Source organism: Limnospira sp., from assembly GCF_051859755.1.
Lineage (GTDB): Bacteria > Cyanobacteriota > Cyanobacteriia > Cyanobacteriales > Microcoleaceae > Limnospira > Limnospira fusiformis.
Genome location: NZ_JBIMLI010000116.1, coordinates 1 through 16,834, shown reverse-complemented (window position 1 = coordinate 16,834; position 16,834 = coordinate 1). Strand labels below are relative to the sequence as shown.

Below are 16,834 nucleotides of genomic sequence, written 5' to 3'. Positions count from 1 at the left end.
CAAGGATTTGGGCGGCTTCCTTGGGTTTGACATATCTGGCAATAGGTTTATCCTCAACCCTTCTCGCTTATTATACCGTATTGCCCTAAAATATTAACCGAATTTGTGATTAAATCATGCTCTTGTGGTTGTCAGTCCTCAAGTTCACTCACCCGTCAACCATTTCCGGCAAGGTTGAGATTTTAGCTGTCAGATACTGTGGCAATGCAGTCTATTTCTACCAGTACATCTTTGGGTAATCTGGCTACTTCTACGCAGGCACGAGCGGGAGCATTTTCGGAATCGAAAAATTTTGCATAAATTTCATTTACGCTGCTAAAATGGCTCATATCCTTGAGGAAAATGGTGGTTTTGACTACTTCTGACCAACTGCTTTTGGCGGCGGTAAGGATGGCTTCTAGGTTCGCCATTACCTGTTTGGTCTGTTGTTCAATATCTCCTGAACCGATGAGTTGATTGCTTTCTGGATCGATCGCAATTTGGCCGGACACAAATACCATACCATTGACGATCACTGCTTGGCTATAAGGCCCCACAGGAGCAGGGGCGCGATTGGTGCAGATGATTTGACGCTTCATATTTGGGGTAGTTATCACTACTATTGTTGATCTTACATTACACCTGCTCGTCAATATGCGATCGCCCGTTTTGAGATTTTCATCTTCCCGAAATTGCCGGAATCATTGCCCGGATCAACAACACAGTATAAAATCACTCGATGAGGGAATTATTGCCGGGTAATATTTCCCAACCTACCGCAGTGGCAGTTAACTCGAAATGACCATGATTGATGAAGGTGTTATCAAATATCAATGTAATTGGATAGAGGCTGAACCCTTAGCCTCACCCGTCTTAGGGGAGTTGATGTATTGGCGCGATCGCTTATATTCTTTAGGACTAATTGGAGTCTATGACAATGGCATTGGGTTTGGTAATGTCAGTGTGCGTGTGGGAAACTCCCGGGAATTTATCATCACCGGAACCCAAACCGGACACCTAGCCCATTTAACTCCCCAACATTATACCCTGGTTTACGATTTTAGTTGGCCGGAAAATTGGATCACCTGTCGCGGTCCGATTAAAGCCTCATCAGAAGCCTTAACCCATGCTGCCATATATAGCCATCAACCTCAAATTACGGCGATCGCCCATGTTCATCATCCCCAAATTTGGCAGAAATTGATGTTTAAAGTTCCTACCACTAACCCTAATGTTCCCTATGGAACCCCGCAAATGGCAGAGGAAATGTTCCGTTTATTCGCGGTGGAAAATCTAGCCGATCAGCGAATTTTAGTCATGGGAGGACATGAAGACGGCTTTTTGAGTTTTGGTCAGAATTTGGCAGAAGCTGGGGAAGTTCTGCTAGAATGGGTTAACATATATCCGACAAGATAACTATAGTTGGAGTCTTATGCAAAGACGTTCTATCGATTCTTTGGAAATTAATCGTCGCGCAGTACAACTTTTTGATGCTGCCTCTAACCGCTATAAAATTACTGTTCAGGTGGCTAAACGCGCCAAGCAGTGCCGCTACGAGGATTTTGATAATTTTGACGACAACCTGATGAAGCCAGTTATGCGGGCTATTGTGGAAATGTCCGATGAGTTAAGCCAACCGGAAATTATTGTCGATCGCTAAAGTTTCATGAGACCAAGTTCAACACGGCGCGCGCCATATCCTAGACTCGTTGCATTAGCAGTGGCGAGTCTGATCATATTCACAGCGATCGCTACTTTGACCAAATCTCCGACCCGCGCCCAAATTCCCCCCCAGGAGTCCTCGCAATTAGCCCAAGGGGGAATGTTGCGGGTGCGTGATGTCTGGCAACAGGTATATGAGCTTTTACCAGACCTACCCAAGGAAAATCACCACATTTCCACCGAAACCGGAGAACCTGCCGAAGATAACACCCTAATTGATCGGCTAATTCGCTATCACGTTTATATCCAAAATCGCCCTACCCAATTTCGCCTAGACTGGAAACTGACCCTGGCTGATTATTTAGGTGCTAATCAAATAATGAGACCTGAGCAATACCCCCGCGCTCGTGTTTTGCAGGAAAATCCCCTAGAGGGAGACAAAAAGGCGATCGGCACTTTGAATAGACAACAACGGGATGCCTTAGTTGATGTTCTGGTGGGGATATTTAATCCTAGCGCGGCTAATGCTGTATCAGAAAGACAACCCCCAGCAGACACGCCGCCAATACCTCCCCCATCAAATGATGCTGGTGATAATGGCCGTTTTTCCCTCCCTCGCCTTCCCCAGCCGGGAGACTCAGAATTGTTGCTTCCTTAGTTGAGTTAACAAATGGACAAAATTTTGAGAAAAGGGGTCGGCTGGCGGTTAGGCTGGGACCCCAACGCCTCCGAGTTTAAAGGGTTAGTCGGGGGAGAAGGATGGGCGGTTGAGTTAACGGAACCGGAATTAGATGATTTGTGTCGTCTGTGTGGACAACTCGCCGACACCGTTAGTGAAATAGCTGCGGAAATTATGGACTCCGAACGCCTCGCCTGTGAAGCTGAAAGCGATCGCCTTTGGGTACAGCTAGAAGGCGTACCCCACGCCTACAGCCTAGAGTTTATCCTTAGTAACGGGCGGCGCTGTGAGGGCAGTTGGCCGCCGGAGGCAGTCCCGGAACTCCTGGCCGCCATGAAAATTTTAAAAATGTTCTAAAAAGTTGTTGGAAATTTCGATTATGTGTGTTATGATGGTGAAGCACATCGGGGCGTAGCGCAGCTTGGTAGCGCACCACTTTGGGGTAGTGGGGGTCGTGGGTTCAAATCCCGCCGCTCCGATTTTACTTAAACCCTTATCCTAAGGGCGATCGACGGGAACACTTAACCGGGTAGTCGCTCTGTTGCAGACAATTTGCAGACAATTTGCACCTAGCATAGGGGTAGAAACTATTGTAACTCAATCGAACCAAGTTGGAAGAGATGAAACGGACGCTGTTTGCAATTATTGTAGGTGTGTTGATCGCGGTCACTTTTTTGGTAGTCCCGCCCGCAGTTGCTGCTACAAATGCGGTTACGGGAGGACAAGGTAACCCGACAACTAAGCCAGTTGTCAACCAGACAGCAAGGAAAAGAACAGACAATTTGCGGGCTAAATGTGACCCTTCCTATCCTGATATTTGCATCCCACCTTACCCACCAGACCTCAATTGTAAGGATATCTCAGATCGCAAGTTTCGGGTGATCGGTTCTGACCCCCATAAGTTCGATCGCGATCGAGATGGAATTGGCTGCGAGAATTAGCCATTAGTCCTATCTAAAAACCTATGCTCTAACTTGACTGTTAATTAAGCCCACGATTGACTAATGCTTAAAAATATCATCGAACTGCATTAAATCTAAGGTTACAATAGTCGGCAAACATTGGAAACAATCCAGGGCTAAATCCCAGCGTTCCTCACGCTTGAGCATCTGAATTAACTTATCTTTAGCTGATAGTAAATATCGCACATCATTAGCTGCATAATTAAGCTGATTTTCCGATAAATTGGCAGCATTCCCCCAATCGGAACTTTGAGAAGATTTATCTAATTCCACCCCCTCCAATTCCATGATTAAATCTTTTAAGCCATGTTTCCCAGTATAAGTTCTGGCTAATTTACTGGCAATTTTAGTACAAAATACTGGGTTAACTTCAATCCCCAGATTATGGCGCAAAGTAGCGACATCAAACCGGGCGAAGTGAAAAACCTTGAGGATATTAGCAGTTTCTAAAAGGGTTTTTAAATTGGGTGCTTCCCTTTGTCCGCGTTCAATCCGAATCGCCACCACCTGTCCTTTCGGGTCACAAATTTGCACCAAACAGAGGCGATCGCGCCCAGGTAATAAACCCATAGTTTCCGTATCGATAGCCAAAGCCTCAGCTGCCATGAACTCCGAAAGACGAGAATCACTCAAATCGCGATCGCACACCTGAAAATCATTCATAATAACTCACCCCTCTGGTGTATTTAACCATCCATCCTCTCAGCGAGGGCGGACAAAAATCTGGGTAAAATAATACTCACCCTTAGCATTCCTCGCCACCCCAATTCCGGTTAAAGAATAATCGCCGATCATATTTTTATGATGACCCGGACTATCAATCCAACCCTTAACCGCCTGTTTTACCGGATCAGCATAACCAGAATTATAGGCAAGATTTTCAGCAATTTGGCGGAAGCGGATCTGACTACCGATCGCATCAAACCTTTCTCTTGAACCATCATGGCTAAACCGAACCCGTCCCGCCGCCATATCCTCCGAATGACGACGAGACTCATTACTGATACGAGAGTCAAGTTGTAGAGGTGACAAACCTCGGCTTTGGCGGTACTCATTCACCTGTTGATGAACCTGTCGTTCCAAACTAGCAATATCTCTGGTAGAAGCAATCACAGAACTTGAGGGATTAACAACTGATAAAAAATCCACTTCCGGGAAGAAATGATAACCCAAGATTAACCCCATTCCCACAGAAGCCAAAGCCATTAAATTGCGTGTCATAGTCAAATCTCTGAATCGAGAAACTTAGCTACAGTTTGCACATCCTTATCACCCCGTCCCGAACAATTGAGAACAATATTAGGGCTACCTTCCAGTTGAGGACAGAGAGTTTCTAAATAAGCGATCGCATGGGAAGTTTCCAAAGCCGGAATAATTCCCTCCAACTGGGATAAACGCTGAAAAGCATCTACCGCCTCTCGGTCAGTAACGCTGTAATATTCAGCCCGTTGGGTATCCTTCAAATAACTGTGTTCCGGTCCCACTCCCGGATAATCCAACCCCGCGCTAATAGAATGTGCTTCAATAATCTGACCATCATCATCCTGCAATAGATAACTCATAGCGCCATGTAGAACCCCCACACGCCCATGAGTTAGGGTGGCGGCGTGTTTTCCAGTCTCCACACCAGAGCCGGCTGCTTCTACGCCAATTAGACGCACAGAGGACTCATTAACAAATTCATGAAACAATCCCATAGCATTAGACCCACCACCCACGCAGGCGAGCAGAATATCTGGTAAACCACCCCATTTCTCTAAACACTGGGCGCGGGTTTCCCGACCAATTACCCCATGAAAATCTCGCACCATCATTGGGTAAGGATGGGGACCTGCTACCGAACCCAAGATATAGTGGGTAGTTTCCACATTTGTCACCCAGTCCCGAATCGCCTCAGAAGTGGCATCCTTGAGGGTTCCGGTTCCCGCTGCCACCGGTCTGACTTCTGCCCCTAATAGCCTCATTCTAAACACATTCAGGGCTTGGCGTTCCATATCCTGTACGCCCATATAGATTACACAGTCTAAGCCGTAGCGGGCGCAAACCGTAGCGGTAGCGACTCCATGTTGACCCGCCCCAGTTTCCGCAATAATCCGTTTTTTGCGCATTTTGCAGGCTAGGAGAGCTTGGGCGAGGGCGTTGTTAATTTTATGAGCGCCAGTATGGTTGAGGTCTTCCCGTTTTAAGTAGATTTTCGGACCGCTACCGTCAGGTCTAGCATAGCGATCGCTTAAACGGGGGGCAAAATACAGGGGACTCGGTCGCCCTACATAGTCCCGGAGTAAGTCTTCTAGTTCCCTTTGGAAGTCGCGATCGCTCACATAATGTTTAAAAGCCGCTTCCAGTTCCGCCAAAGCTGGCATTAAAGTTTCCGGGACATATTTACCACCAAATTGCCCAAACCGTCCTACAGATGGGTCAATTACTGGATTGGGGTTCGTTGAGGAGTTGGAATGTAGGGGAGTGGTTGTCATGAACAGGGGATTAATTTTCAGTACATCCAATGATTATAAGCCCTTCGAGACAGGTTGCACAATCGCCCTAGGAGTTGATATTTGTCTGTACACCCAAGCTATTTCCGACATAAGTTTGTCGGACACAGCCCACAATACTTGTCTGAATCGCAGCTAAAATCATTAAGCGAGATTTTTATATGCCCTACCATGCTCAAACATAGTGACTTTTCCCAAATAGACCAGACCATTCGCGTCCAAATTCTGAGCGAAGCACTCCCCTATATCCAAAAATTTGCTGGTCGTACCATTGTCGTTAAATATGGCGGCGCAGCCATGAAAGACAGTAACCTTAAAGATACTGTCATGCGAGATATTGTGCTGCTGTCCTGTGTGGGTATTCGGCCAGTGGTCGTACATGGTGGAGGCCCAGAAATCAATACCTGGTTAGGGAAACTGGGAATTGAACCCCAATTCAAAAACGGCTTACGGGTCACAGATGCCCCCACAATGGATGTAGTCGAAATGGTACTCGTGGGGCGAGTCAATAAAGAAATTGTCTCCCTCATCAATCAGGTAGGAGGTTTAGCAGTAGGATTATGTGGTAAAGATGCTAACCTGATCCGCGCTCGTCCCCAGGGTGAAGAGGGCATAGGATTTGTGGGAGAGGTAACCAGTATTGATACCAAGTTACTAGAATCCTTAGTTGATGGCGGTTATATACCTGTAGTGTCCAGCGTAGCATCTGATGAAACAGGTCAAGCCTACAATATCAATGCTGACACTGTTGCTGGTGAAATCGCCGCCGCTTTAGGGGCTGAAAAATTGATATTACTCACCGACACAGCCGGAATTTTAGAGGACTACCATAAACCCGAGACCCTCATTGCCAAGTTAGACATTCAGGAAGCCAGGGGACTGATTGAACGAGGAATTGTGGCTGGCGGTATGATTCCTAAAGTTACCTGCTGTGTGCGGAGTCTCGCCCAGGGAGTACGCGCCGCCCATATTATCGATGGTCGCCTTCCCCATGCCTTGCTTCAGGAAATCTTTACCGACGCGGGAATTGGCTCTATGTTAGTAGCCTCTGACCTTAAATACTAATAGCCAATCCCGTCACTTAATCATATAGCGGGCTATCTAGCCCGCACCCCGGAGAAGGGGCAACCCTTGTTGGCACGGTATGCCTCATCTGCACCGTAGCCCCAATTCGTCAATTAGGGCTACTGCCATTAGTGGTGGGTTGTTGACTATGCTTTAGGCTCAATACGAGCGTAGAAAGCACCACGGATTTTCACCTCAACAGCTTCTTTCGCACCTAAATCATTATCAGAAGGCTGTTCGCTTTCAAAAATGCCAGCAATTTCACCAGTTTCGCCATCAACTTTAGCTACCTGTAGGGAAATATGACCAGCCTTAAACTTGGTATCAGCAAGTTTAACATTGGCATTAACATAATCTTCCTCGTCAGCAGTAGCAGGTAAAGCCACAGCATTATCATAACCAGAAGCCAAACCCCGTGCCTTCGGATCGAGGAAAGTAGACCCACGATAGGAAGGGACATTAAAATCCCCAGAGAAGTCGGTAGAAGTATTAATGCTAGTCAGTCCAGGTTGACTGGTGGCTACTAACCCTTTAATAGTGAATAGGAATGGCACTTGCTCACCACCAGGGAGTAAAACGGTAATGGGCTGAAAATCAATCCCATCTTTTTCAGTAAATTTCAGGCTGCCATCTGGCTGAAATTTCAAGAGACCGCGAACCTGGTCTAAGCTATAAGTGAAGCGAGTTAACAATCTGCCTGGTACAAACTCAGCCTCTTGTCGCTTATTAGCCGGTTCTTCTTTCACAAAGTAGCTAGTAGGTTGCAGACACAAGCCTGTAATTTCATAGGAAGCATTTTGGTCAAGGGGAATTGAACCCCGGGCGGTTTCAGGAAGACTCGGACAGTTAACCGCTAAACCAGTGTTCCGAATATCATCATAAGTTAGTAATGATGGATCTTTTGCGGATGGACTTTCAGAGCAAGCTGTGAGTACCGAAAGGCAAAATGCCAAGAATGTCGCCACTAAAGCGCGATATTTCATTTTCAACCTCAATATCCAAAATCGATATGTGACATAATTTTCTAGTTGGCAGAATCGACGCTCCCCGCTCCCTAGATTGAGCGAGTCACCTGATCCCACCCCATTTATATGGGGGCTGTCCAATACAGCATTTTACCCTGATTACGACTTTTTTGTTACCAGAAGTACAAATTTATCGGCTTTAAGTGTTTTTACCTGGGTTTATTTACGGATTTAAGCGGAAATTGGTAGCAGGTTAGATCTATGATGAAATCGTGAACAAGCATAATCATAATAGGAAATTATGGAGCAGGAGACTGATTTTGAGGCTCAATTGCAGTTGTTGACCCAGAATATCCAGGATTTGACCGTCCAAGCTAATGATGACACCCTCATGCTGTTATCCCTATTGCGAACCTTAGAACAGCTTCACCAAAAAATCCGAGAAGATGTGTTTCAGAAGACTTTACCCAAGAACAGACAGGAACTTTATCATTTACTGCGCGAGATAGAAGCCCAAGGGGGATGGCCATATATTCCCCGTAAATCCCTAAGATTCATTTTGAAAAATCTGGATTTATCAACCCCCTCTGAGCCGGACAATAAGGGGGCGTAGTGAGTATAGATGCGATTTTGGGGTCTTTTGAACGTTTTGGCATTAATCTGGGCTTAGAACGCATTACAGAGCTTATGGTGAGGTTAAATAATCCTCACTACCAAGTCCCTGTTTTGCATATTGCTGGAACTAACGGTAAAGGGTCGGTATGTGCCTATTTATCCTCAGTGCTGACGGAAGCGGGATATCGTGTGGGGCGCTATATTTCTCCCCATTTGGTCGATTGGACTGAGAGAATTTGTATCAATGGGGTTCCCATAGATAATCGGGATTTGCAGATTTTACTACAAGATGTGATCGGGGCTATTTCTTCTGATGAACTTTTACCTACTCAATTTGAGGTGATTACGGCTGCGGCTTGGCTTTATTTTGCCAGAGAGAAAGTCGATGTGGCGGTGATTGAGGTAGGCTTAGGGGGACGACTTGATGCTACTAATGTGATTGATCAGCCTTTGGTCAGTGTAATTACTAGCCTCAGTCGAGAACATTGGCAGCGCCTTGGTCCGACTTTGGCGGATATTGCTAGGGAAAAGGCGGGTATTCTTAAACGAGGATGTCCGGCGGTGGTGGGACCCCTTCCGCCGGAAGCGCGAAAAGTGGTGAACGATCGCCTTTTAACTCTTGGCTGTCCAACTACTTGGGTCGAACCAGCACAATTGCTCAAGTCTGACCCTTTTCACCCGGTAGCTAGTTATGGAAACTGCCAATATATTTTACCCATGCCCGGACAAGTTCAATTGCTCAACTCAGCTTTGGCGATCGCTGTTTTGGAGTCTCTCAAACAACAGGGTTGGGCGATTTCTGATACAGCTATAGTCGAGGGTATCGCTAAAACTCGCTGGCCGGGTCGTCTACAATGGATAAGTTGCCATGACAATCGCTCATTTTTGCTTGATGGAGCGCATAACCCGGCGGCGGCGGCGGCTTTGCGTGAATATGTGGATGAGTTGCAACAGAGGGGAACTGTTGATGGTCCGATTACCTGGGTAATGGGGATGTTATCGACTAAAGACCATGATGATATTTTCAGGGCTTTATTACATTCTGGCGATCGCTTACATTTAGTCCCGGTACCTGATCATAGTTCAGCGATACCGGAACAACTCGCCCACCTCGCCCACCAAATCTGTCCGCAACTGGGATCTTGTCAAACCCATAGCGATCCTATTGTAGGCTTAGAAACAGCTTTAGCTAATTCAGATAATAGTCTAGTAGTCCTGTGTGGTTCCCTATACTTAGTAGGTTATATCCTGAAAGCTGTCTCATCAGGTGGGGGAGGACATTAATACTCAGTCCGAGAGAATTTGGAGGCGGATTTTGCCGTCGTCGCTATCTCCTAGATTAACCTCAATCACCTGACCCGCTAACTGTTCGAGACAATTAAGGAGCGATCGCAAGTGGGGGGTACTGGCTCCGGTATCTACATATAAGCGATCGGCGAGACTCCCCACTCGTCGCCAAGTGCTATGAAGTTTAACAATAGTTTGTTCCAACTGAGTAGCCTGCTTGACCAAATCGGAAGCGGTACTCAAACACCCCACCCGCAAAGCCTCTTCTAAAGCCATTTCCAGATCTACCGAAGACTGATTTAAAGCCTGAACCTGTGCAGCAGCATCGAGATATTTAGCTAAACTACGAGCATCAGAGGTTAACTGGCGCACGGTATCCACATCAGGGTTAGTGACCATTTCCCGTTGAATTTCGCCAACGTGGGTATCTGGCAACTTTTCCATTTCCCGCACCAGAGGCGCTAGATAACGGGGTGGAATTGCTCCGATAGCAGCTTTTTCCCGGACATCATCAGGAACCAAATCGGAACTCATAGCGGTCCATTCATCAGCGAGTTGGCGGACTTCCCGTCTAGTGATGCGATCGCCTGCACAGGCCACATCACTAACCATTTGCTGTACTTCTGGGGAAGATTTAGCGGTTTCGATAAAAGCTCGTTTACTGAAATTGTTAATAGCATCGGGGTTCAGGTGTCCCTGAGCCAGGAGAGCATCAGCACTATTAGCCAGTTCAATTAAAGCATAAGCCTGACTTTTGCTGATTTCTCGCTGTTTGAGCCAGTGGAGAAAACCCATTCCGCGACCTTCGCCGCCTCGTTTTTCGCGATCGCGAACCGCCCGCAAAATCCGTCCCCGCCAAATTTCGGTTTGTAAATCAAAGCGATCGCATACTTTCCAGGCTGTGTCTACCTGATCGGCAAATTCATGCTCGGAAACTTCCTCATCTTCGGGATCAGGGAGTTCAAAATTAAGGTCACTCAACTCGGTGAGAACCTCAGCCAGTTCAGTCGCAGATTGGGGAATTTCAGGCATCTACTAGCGTAATGGTTATGGACTTGGGGGAACATTATACATTAACAGGTCTTAGGCAAAGCTGTTTCTGGGTAAATCCGAATCTTCTTTGATAACAGACCTGTATTTCCTGAGTCCGTACAATCGGCAACTGAAGACCTGGACAATGGCATGGTTGTTGTGTGAGACAATGAGTCAATATACCACCATAACTGGAAGAATATTTCTGGAAATATCCTTAAATTACTTGTTAATCCCCCTCTAATCAGAAACACTGAACTATCATGAAGCAAGCGATCGCCATTCCTTCCGTTTCCGTAACCTACGCCCAGGATGGCACTTCCACCCGCACCAACGCCCTGGGGATGCGCCATAATCAAGAGATCGCCTACCAGAAAAGGGGAGAACAATATCTGCTGATTAAATCTCCCCCCGCCTCTGGGAAAAGTCGGGCGCTGATGTTTATCGCCCTCGATAAGCTGGAAAACCAGAACCTGAAACAAGCGATCGTCGTTGTCCCGGAAAAGGCGATCGGTGCTAGTTTCCATGATGAACCTCTGACTAAGTTTGGCTTTTGGGCAGATTGGCACGTTGAACCCCGGTGGAACCTCTGCAACGCACCCGGCAGCGATGGCGGTAAAGTAGAAGCGGTGAAAACCTTTCTCGACAGCGATGATAAAGTCTTAATTTGCACCCATGCCACCTTCCGCTTTGCGGTGGATAAATTTGGGGTGGAAATGCTAGACGATCGCCTGATTGCGGTTGATGAGTTTCACCATGTTTCCTCTAACCCGGACAACAAGCTGGGGGACCATATCCGCCAACTGATGACTCGCGACAAAACCCATATCGTGGCCATGACGGGTTCTTATTTTCGGGGGGATGCCGAAGCAGTCCTACATCCCGAAGACGAAGCCAAATTTCACACCGTCACCTACACCTATTATGAACAACTCAACGGCTATGAACACCTAAAACAACTGGATATCGGCTATTATTTTTACTCCGGTAGCTACACCGATGAAATCATGCAGGTACTCAACCCCAACGAAAAAACTATCCTGCATATTCCTAACGTTAATTCCCGCGAGAGTACCAAGGACAAAATCCGGGAAGTGGAACATATTATTGAGGCATTGGGAGAATGGCAAGGCACGGATCCAAACACAGGATTTCAATGGGTCAAAACCGCCGAGGGTAAGATTCTCAAGATTGCCGATTTGGTGGATGATGACCCCAACAAGCGGGATAAAGTGGCAGCCACACTGAAGGACCCCACCCACAAAGATAATCGCGATCGCGTTGATATTATCATCGCCCTGGGGATGGCTAAAGAAGGCTTTGATTGGATCTGGTGCGAACACGCTTTAACCATTGGTTACCGTTCCAGTTTGACCGAAATTGTCCAAATTATTGGGCGAGCGACCCGCGACGCACCGGGTAAAACCCGCGCCCGGTTTACCAACTTGATTGCGGAACCTGATGCCAGCGAGATGGCAGTGACAGAGGCGGTGAATGATACGATTAAGGCGATCGCTGCCAGTCTGCTAATGGAACAAGTCCTAGCCCCCCGCTTTCAGTTCAAACCCAAGCGCCCGGACAATCAACCCACCCCCGGCTTTGACTATGGAGAAAGTGGCTACGACCCGAGTCGATGCAATGTGGGAGTTAATCCAGAAAGCGGGGAAATTCAGCTAGAAATTAAGGGTTTAGCCCTACCAAAAAGCCCGGAAGCCTCCCGCATTTGTCGGGAAGATTTAACGGAATTGGTGACGGCTTTTGTCCAAGATAAGCCGAGTATCGAGCGCGGTCTATTTGATGAGGAATTGGTGCCAGAGGAACTCACCCAACTACGGATGGGTAAAATTATTAAACAGAAATTCCCCAACCTGGATGAAGGCGATCGCGAAGCCGTCCGCCAACACGCGATCGCCGCTCTCAATTTGGTACAACAAGCTAAGAAAACCAGTAACGAAGGGGACGGGTTAGCCACGAAAAATACTGCCCTAATTGATGGGGTGCGGCAATTTGCCCTATCCGTAACCGATTTAGATATTGATTTGATTGACCGGATTAATCCTTTTGGGGAAGCATACGCGATTCTGGCTAAGTCCATGAGTGCGGAACGGCTGAAACTGGTAGCAGAGGCGATTCCCTCCGGGACGCTTCGCGAACGCCGCCAAGCGAGTCAATCTCTCCGTAGAAGAAGCGCGAGAGTTAGCAAAGCGGGCGCTACAGTTCAAACAGGAAAGGGGTCGGTTGCCTTCCCTCACCGCCGCCGATCCTTGGGAAAAGTGCATGGCGGAAGGGGTTGCCTTTCTGCAACGGAAAGTTAAGGAAGAAAAAAAAGCCTAAAATCAATTGATAGCTCATCTGGAGGTGACAATCCGTGACCCTCTCCCTAGAAAAAACCACCCCCCCAAACTCCATCCTCCAACGCCACAACGCCACCTGGCAAGACTATGTGGCTATCCGGGATAACGGGGATATAGACTGGCAAAAAATCTCATTTCATCAAGGATGGTTGTGGGTAGATATGGACAGAGAAGGACCCAATCATGCTTCGTTCAGTGATTTGATGACGATGATTTTCTCTGTTTGGGTACTCCTACACCCTGAGTTTGTTTTGCAATCTTATGGACGCTGTGTCATTGAACGCCCGGATACCCACGCCTGTGCGCCAGATTTAGTGCTGTACAAGGGTGATAATATTCCCCGATGGCAACCCGGAGAACCGCGCCGGATTGACTTGCGTCGCCACCGTTTGCCGGACTTGGTGGGGGAAATTGCTGATACTACCCTCAGCCTTGACCTGGATGAACAAAAGCAACTCTACGCCAGCTTAGGGATTTCTGAATATTGGGTGGTTGATGTGAAAGGGCGGCGGATTTTTGCCTTTAGCTTGACTCCATTGGGGCATTATGAAGCGATCGCCCAGTCCCAAGTATTGACGGGGTTGCCGATCGCCCTTTTAGAACAAACCCTAGAACGGCTGAACACCGAAACCAACACCGCTGCTGCCAATTGGTTAATCCAACAGTTACAAAACCCGCCAGAACAAAAGGAGAGGATTGCTGAAGCTGAACACCAGCAGGAAAACAATGGCTAAATCCCCGCCCAAATCTACCACTGATGAAGATTTAGAACTGTTGGCACAGTTGGGGATAGATATCGCCCCGGAAGCGACTCCCGAATATTCCCCTAGAGAAGAACGGATTATCGCTGGGTTTGAGGAAATCGATCGCTTTGTTGCCGAAAAAGGTAGACTTCCTCAACTTATGGGCGATCGGGATATTTTCGAGCGCCTCTATGCAGTGCGCCTGGAACGTTTGCGGGAATCTGCGGAATGTCGCGCCCTCCTTGAACCTCTGGACTCCCGAGGACTTTTAAACCTCGAAAATGATGCCAGTTTTACCTTAGCAGAAAACCTGGAAGAGGACCAAATTGATGCGGCGCTTTTGGCTTCTTTGGGGGTTGATGCTGCTCCCGAAAATGATATCACCCAGTTAACTCATGTGCGATCGCGTCAAGAAATTAAGGCGGCGGAAGAAATTGCCCAGCGGTTTCCCTGCCAGAATTTTGATGAATTTAAACCCATCTTTGAGGAAGTTCAGCGTCAGTTAAAAACAGGCGATCGCCAAGCCGTCAAATATCAGGATTATGCCACCATTAATCAAGGGGATTTGTTTATTCTTGATGGTCAAAAAGTTCTGGTAGCAGAGACGGGGGAGATGTTTATCACTGACTATGGTCTGAGAAATTATAGGCTCCGGGTAATTTATGATAATGGCACGGAGAGCAATCCTCTGTTTAGATCACTTCAGCGAGCCTTAAATAAGGATAAAACCAGCCGCCGCATCACTAAGCTGGATCGGCGGGATTGGGGGCCTTTATTTTCCGGTCAGCCGGAACCAGAAGTTAAATCAGATGATGATGATTTAATCACGGGTTATATTTATGTATTGCGGAGCCTATCTGACGAGCCTTTTATAGCCAAAAATCGGTCGATTATTCATAAAATTGGCGTGACGGGTGGGGATGTTAAAAAGCGCATTGCTAAGGCAAAGCATGACCCTACCTATCTATTAGCAGATGTGGAAATTGTAGCCACTTTTAAACTGGCAAATATCCACCCGAAAAAGCTAGAGTTTATCCTACATAAGTTTTTCGCCAGGGCGCGATTAGACCTGGAATTGATGGATCGTTTTCAGTTCCCAGTCCAGCCTAGAGAGTGGTTTCTAGTGCCATTAGATGCCATTGAAGAGGCGATCGCCAAAATCCAAGACGGCACCATTGAGCAATTCCAATATGAGTTGGAAACAGCCAGTATTATTAGAGTATCATAACACATTTTAGTAATAAAAAGCAATTGGGTTCCCACAATGGACATTTTCCCATGGGTTTTGGGAACCCGCAGAGTTTAATAGTTTAACTCACCAACGGAGTGAACGACGATGATTACAGAAATAGAGTTAAAAGATTTCAAAAGTTATAAATCGGCGACATTGCACTTAGGGCGGCTTACGGTATTAATTGGAGCCAATGCTTCCGGTAAAAGTAATGTTATTGAAGCCTTGCGGCTTTTATCTCGGCTTGCCACTGGGGAAAGACTTGGATTGCTCAGAAATCCGCAAAAAAAAGGAGATAATTTCTTTCGAGGTAATGTCGAACATTTGGGATATCGAGGAAAGCAGACATTTCAACTAGCTGGCTTGACAAACCATCCCGATTGGGAACGTTTTGAGATTCAACTCGGACTCAGTTCAGACAACCATTTGCAGGTTATGCAAGAACGGATTACCAGTTCAACTTCTAAAGTTCCGTTGTATGAAATCACCAGTGAACCGCAAGGGGCAGGAAGTGATATTTTTGTGACTTATAATAATTTTGCAAGAGGCGGCAAAAAACCGAGCCTGGTTTGTAGTAGTCATCTGGCGGTTTTTACCCAACTTTTAAGTTCCATTCGATTTCGACCCGAAAATCTCAAAAGTCGAGAAATTATCCCGAATGTTTGCGAAAAATATGTCCGTTGGTTAAGTGGAATTGTGTTTTTAGAACCAGAGCCTAGCTTGATGAGAAACTATGGTCACAAAACGGATTTAATTTTGCGGGAGAAAGGGCAAAATTTATCGGGAGTTCTTTATAATTTATGTCAATCTACAACCTCTAAGCAGGCGGTTTTAGACTTTGTTTGTAGTCTTCCAGAACAGAAGATTGAGGAGATTAGTTTTTTAGAAACCCCTCGGGATGAGGTGATGTTACAACTCACTGAAACCTTTGGAGGGGTGGCAACTCCTTATGATGCCGCCAGATTGTCTGATGGAACCCTGCGAGTTTTATCCATTGCAGCAGTATTACTTTCTGCACCGGAAGAAAGTTTAGTAGTCATTGAAGAAATCGATAATGGTGTACACCCGAGTCGTGCGAGTGCCTTACTGTCTCGGATGGCTGAAATTGCTCGAAAACGTAACCTCCGTATTCTCATTAGTAGCCATAATCCGGCTTTATTAGATGCTCTTCCTGATGAGGCAATTCCTGAGACTGAATTTTGTTATCGCAGTCCTGATGATGGGTCAAGTCAATTAATTCGGTTGCAAGATATTCCCGATTACCCGGAACTGATTGCTCAGGGTTCCGTGGGTCATTTAATGACTCGGGGACTGTTAGAACGTTTTGTCAAGCAGCATCCAGGAAATGAGAACAAAAAACAGCAGGCTCTAGACTGGTTGACTTCGCTTAATTCCATGGTGGAGGCTCACTAATGGCCGATGTTTCGATTGTCGATACTTCGGTTTTTTGTAATGTTCTTAATATTCCTAAATTGAATGATGAGCGAGGCTTAGTCATGGAACAACTTAGGGATTTTTTGGAAAAAGGAACCCATTTGCTGTTACCAATGGCGGTTGTTTATGAAACCGGAAATCATATTGCTCATATCAGTGAGGGTCGTTTGCGCCGACAATGTGCTGAGTTGTTTGTTGAGCAAGTTAAAATGGCGATCGCCGGAGAAACCCCTGGGAGGGTGATGCAGGTTCCCACTGCGGAAGATAGAGTAAACGGCATTGAGCTGCCTCCACCAGTTCAGCAATCCGCCCCCCTTTATGAAACGTTGCATTG

Annotated in this window: 18 protein-coding genes, 1 tRNA gene and 3 pseudogenes; 15 read left to right on the top strand and 7 right to left on the bottom strand. The window is 46.7% G+C overall.

The window, feature by feature from the left end; genetic code table 11:
• Positions 1 to 182 precede the first annotated feature (182 nt).
• Entirely contained in the window at positions 183 to 578 is a 396-nt protein-coding gene (locus ACTIE0_RS17815; protein WP_006625093.1) for a RidA family protein, read from the bottom strand.
• Positions 579 to 777: 199 nt separating this feature from the next.
• Between ACTIE0_RS17815 and ACTIE0_RS17810 the strand changes: the two genes are divergently transcribed.
• The 6 genes from ACTIE0_RS17810 (at position 778) to ACTIE0_RS17785 (ending at position 3,261) form a co-directional block, all read left to right on the top strand.
• On the top strand, positions 778 to 1,395 hold the full coding sequence (locus tag ACTIE0_RS17810; protein WP_006625092.1) for a class II aldolase/adducin family protein: 618 nt from the start codon (positions 778 to 780) through the stop codon (positions 1,393 to 1,395).
• A 16-nt stretch (positions 1,396 to 1,411) separates the two neighbouring features.
• On the top strand, positions 1,412 to 1,639 hold the full coding sequence (locus tag ACTIE0_RS17805; protein WP_006625091.1) for a DNA-directed RNA polymerase subunit omega: 228 nt from the start codon (positions 1,412 to 1,414) through the stop codon (positions 1,637 to 1,639).
• Between the two features lie 6 nt (positions 1,640 to 1,645).
• The gene (locus ACTIE0_RS17800; protein ID WP_006668784.1) at positions 1,646 to 2,299 is read left to right on the top strand and encodes a hypothetical protein; all 654 of its coding nucleotides are present in this window, start codon (positions 1,646 to 1,648) and stop codon (positions 2,297 to 2,299) included.
• A 12-nt stretch (positions 2,300 to 2,311) separates the two neighbouring features.
• Positions 2,312 to 2,677, top strand: a complete 366-nt coding sequence (locus tag ACTIE0_RS17795; RefSeq protein ID WP_006625089.1) for a DUF1818 family protein — start codon at positions 2,312 to 2,314, stop codon at positions 2,675 to 2,677.
• Positions 2,678 to 2,725: 48 nt separating this feature from the next.
• A tRNA-Pro gene (locus ACTIE0_RS17790) sits at positions 2,726 to 2,799 on the top strand.
• A gap of 141 nt (positions 2,800 to 2,940) precedes the next feature.
• Positions 2,941 to 3,261: an excalibur calcium-binding domain-containing protein gene (locus ACTIE0_RS17785; protein ID WP_006668783.1), complete on the top strand. Its 321-nt coding sequence runs from the start codon at positions 2,941 to 2,943 to the stop codon at positions 3,259 to 3,261.
• 60 nt (positions 3,262 to 3,321) lie between these two features.
• Here ACTIE0_RS17785 and ACTIE0_RS17780 read toward each other — a convergent pair whose 3' ends face one another.
• Genes ACTIE0_RS17780 through trpB form a run of 3 tightly spaced genes read right to left on the bottom strand, consistent with a single transcriptional unit; the run spans position 3,322 to position 5,756 of the window.
• Entirely contained in the window at positions 3,322 to 3,945 is a 624-nt protein-coding gene (locus tag ACTIE0_RS17780) for a ribonuclease H-like domain-containing protein (protein WP_006625087.1), read from the bottom strand.
• A 39-nt stretch (positions 3,946 to 3,984) separates the two neighbouring features.
• Complete coding sequence (locus tag ACTIE0_RS17775) at positions 3,985 to 4,503, bottom strand: CAP domain-containing protein (RefSeq protein WP_006668782.1); 519 nt, start codon at positions 4,501 to 4,503, stop codon at positions 3,985 to 3,987.
• Positions 4,504 to 4,505: 2 nt separating this feature from the next.
• On the bottom strand, positions 4,506 to 5,756 hold the full coding sequence (gene trpB, locus ACTIE0_RS17770; RefSeq protein WP_006668781.1) for a tryptophan synthase subunit beta: 1,251 nt from the start codon (positions 5,754 to 5,756) through the stop codon (positions 4,506 to 4,508).
• Here trpB and ACTIE0_RS17765 point away from each other — a divergent pair.
• Positions 5,755 to 5,913 carry a hypothetical protein gene (locus tag ACTIE0_RS17765; RefSeq protein ID WP_155839154.1) on the top strand — a complete coding sequence of 53 codons (159 nt, stop codon included), beginning with the start codon at positions 5,755 to 5,757 and terminating at the stop codon, positions 5,911 to 5,913. The genes trpB and ACTIE0_RS17765 overlap by 2 nt on opposite strands.
• Before the next feature lie 32 nt (positions 5,914 to 5,945).
• The gene (gene argB, locus ACTIE0_RS17760) at positions 5,946 to 6,839 is read left to right on the top strand and encodes an acetylglutamate kinase (protein WP_006616814.1); all 894 of its coding nucleotides are present in this window, start codon (positions 5,946 to 5,948) and stop codon (positions 6,837 to 6,839) included.
• Between the two features lie 146 nt (positions 6,840 to 6,985).
• Here the strand turns inward: argB and psbO are convergent, their stop codons facing one another.
• Entirely contained in the window at positions 6,986 to 7,822 is an 837-nt protein-coding gene (gene psbO, locus ACTIE0_RS17755; RefSeq protein WP_006616815.1) for a photosystem II manganese-stabilizing polypeptide, read from the bottom strand.
• Between the two features lie 283 nt (positions 7,823 to 8,105).
• Here psbO and ACTIE0_RS17750 point away from each other — a divergent pair, with 283 nt between their 5' ends.
• Both ACTIE0_RS17750 and ACTIE0_RS17745 read left to right on the top strand, forming a co-directional pair.
• On the top strand, positions 8,106 to 8,417 hold the full coding sequence (locus ACTIE0_RS17750) for a hypothetical protein (RefSeq protein WP_006625083.1): 312 nt from the start codon (positions 8,106 to 8,108) through the stop codon (positions 8,415 to 8,417).
• On the top strand, positions 8,417 to 9,703 hold the full coding sequence (locus ACTIE0_RS17745) for a bifunctional folylpolyglutamate synthase/dihydrofolate synthase (protein ID WP_006668780.1): 1,287 nt from the start codon (positions 8,417 to 8,419) through the stop codon (positions 9,701 to 9,703). The genes ACTIE0_RS17750 and ACTIE0_RS17745 overlap by 1 nt, the downstream gene beginning before the upstream one ends.
• Positions 9,704 to 9,706: 3 nt before the next feature.
• On the opposite strand, the gene ACTIE0_RS17740 is transcribed toward ACTIE0_RS17745, so the two are convergent.
• Entirely contained in the window at positions 9,707 to 10,738 is a 1,032-nt protein-coding gene (locus tag ACTIE0_RS17740) for a hypothetical protein (protein WP_006625081.1), read from the bottom strand.
• Positions 10,739 to 11,001: 263 nt separating this feature from the next.
• On the opposite strand from ACTIE0_RS17740, the pseudogene ACTIE0_RS17735 reads away from it, so the two are divergent.
• From ACTIE0_RS17735 to ACTIE0_RS17715, 5 genes and pseudogenes are all read left to right on the top strand, one after another.
• Positions 11,002 to 11,523: pseudogene (locus ACTIE0_RS17735) on the top strand (DEAD/DEAH box helicase); the annotation flags it as partial.
• A gap of 1,417 nt (positions 11,524 to 12,940) precedes the next feature.
• Positions 12,941 to 13,072, top strand: a pseudogene (locus tag ACTIE0_RS17730) (helicase); the annotation flags it as partial.
• Between the two features lie 34 nt (positions 13,073 to 13,106).
• Complete coding sequence (locus ACTIE0_RS17725) at positions 13,107 to 13,826, top strand: Uma2 family endonuclease (protein WP_006668778.1); 720 nt, start codon at positions 13,107 to 13,109, stop codon at positions 13,824 to 13,826.
• Positions 13,819 to 15,063 carry a GIY-YIG nuclease family protein gene (locus tag ACTIE0_RS17720; protein WP_006668777.1) on the top strand — a complete coding sequence of 415 codons (1,245 nt, stop codon included), beginning with the start codon at positions 13,819 to 13,821 and terminating at the stop codon, positions 15,061 to 15,063. The genes ACTIE0_RS17725 and ACTIE0_RS17720 overlap by 8 nt, the downstream gene beginning before the upstream one ends.
• Positions 15,064 to 15,171: 108 nt before the next feature.
• Complete coding sequence (locus ACTIE0_RS17715; RefSeq protein WP_006625077.1) at positions 15,172 to 16,479, top strand: AAA family ATPase; 1,308 nt, start codon at positions 15,172 to 15,174, stop codon at positions 16,477 to 16,479.
• Positions 16,480 to 16,746: 267 nt separating this feature from the next.
• Here ACTIE0_RS17715 and ACTIE0_RS17710 read toward each other — a convergent pair.
• Positions 16,747 to 16,834: pseudogene (locus ACTIE0_RS17710) on the bottom strand (IS630 family transposase); the annotation flags it as partial.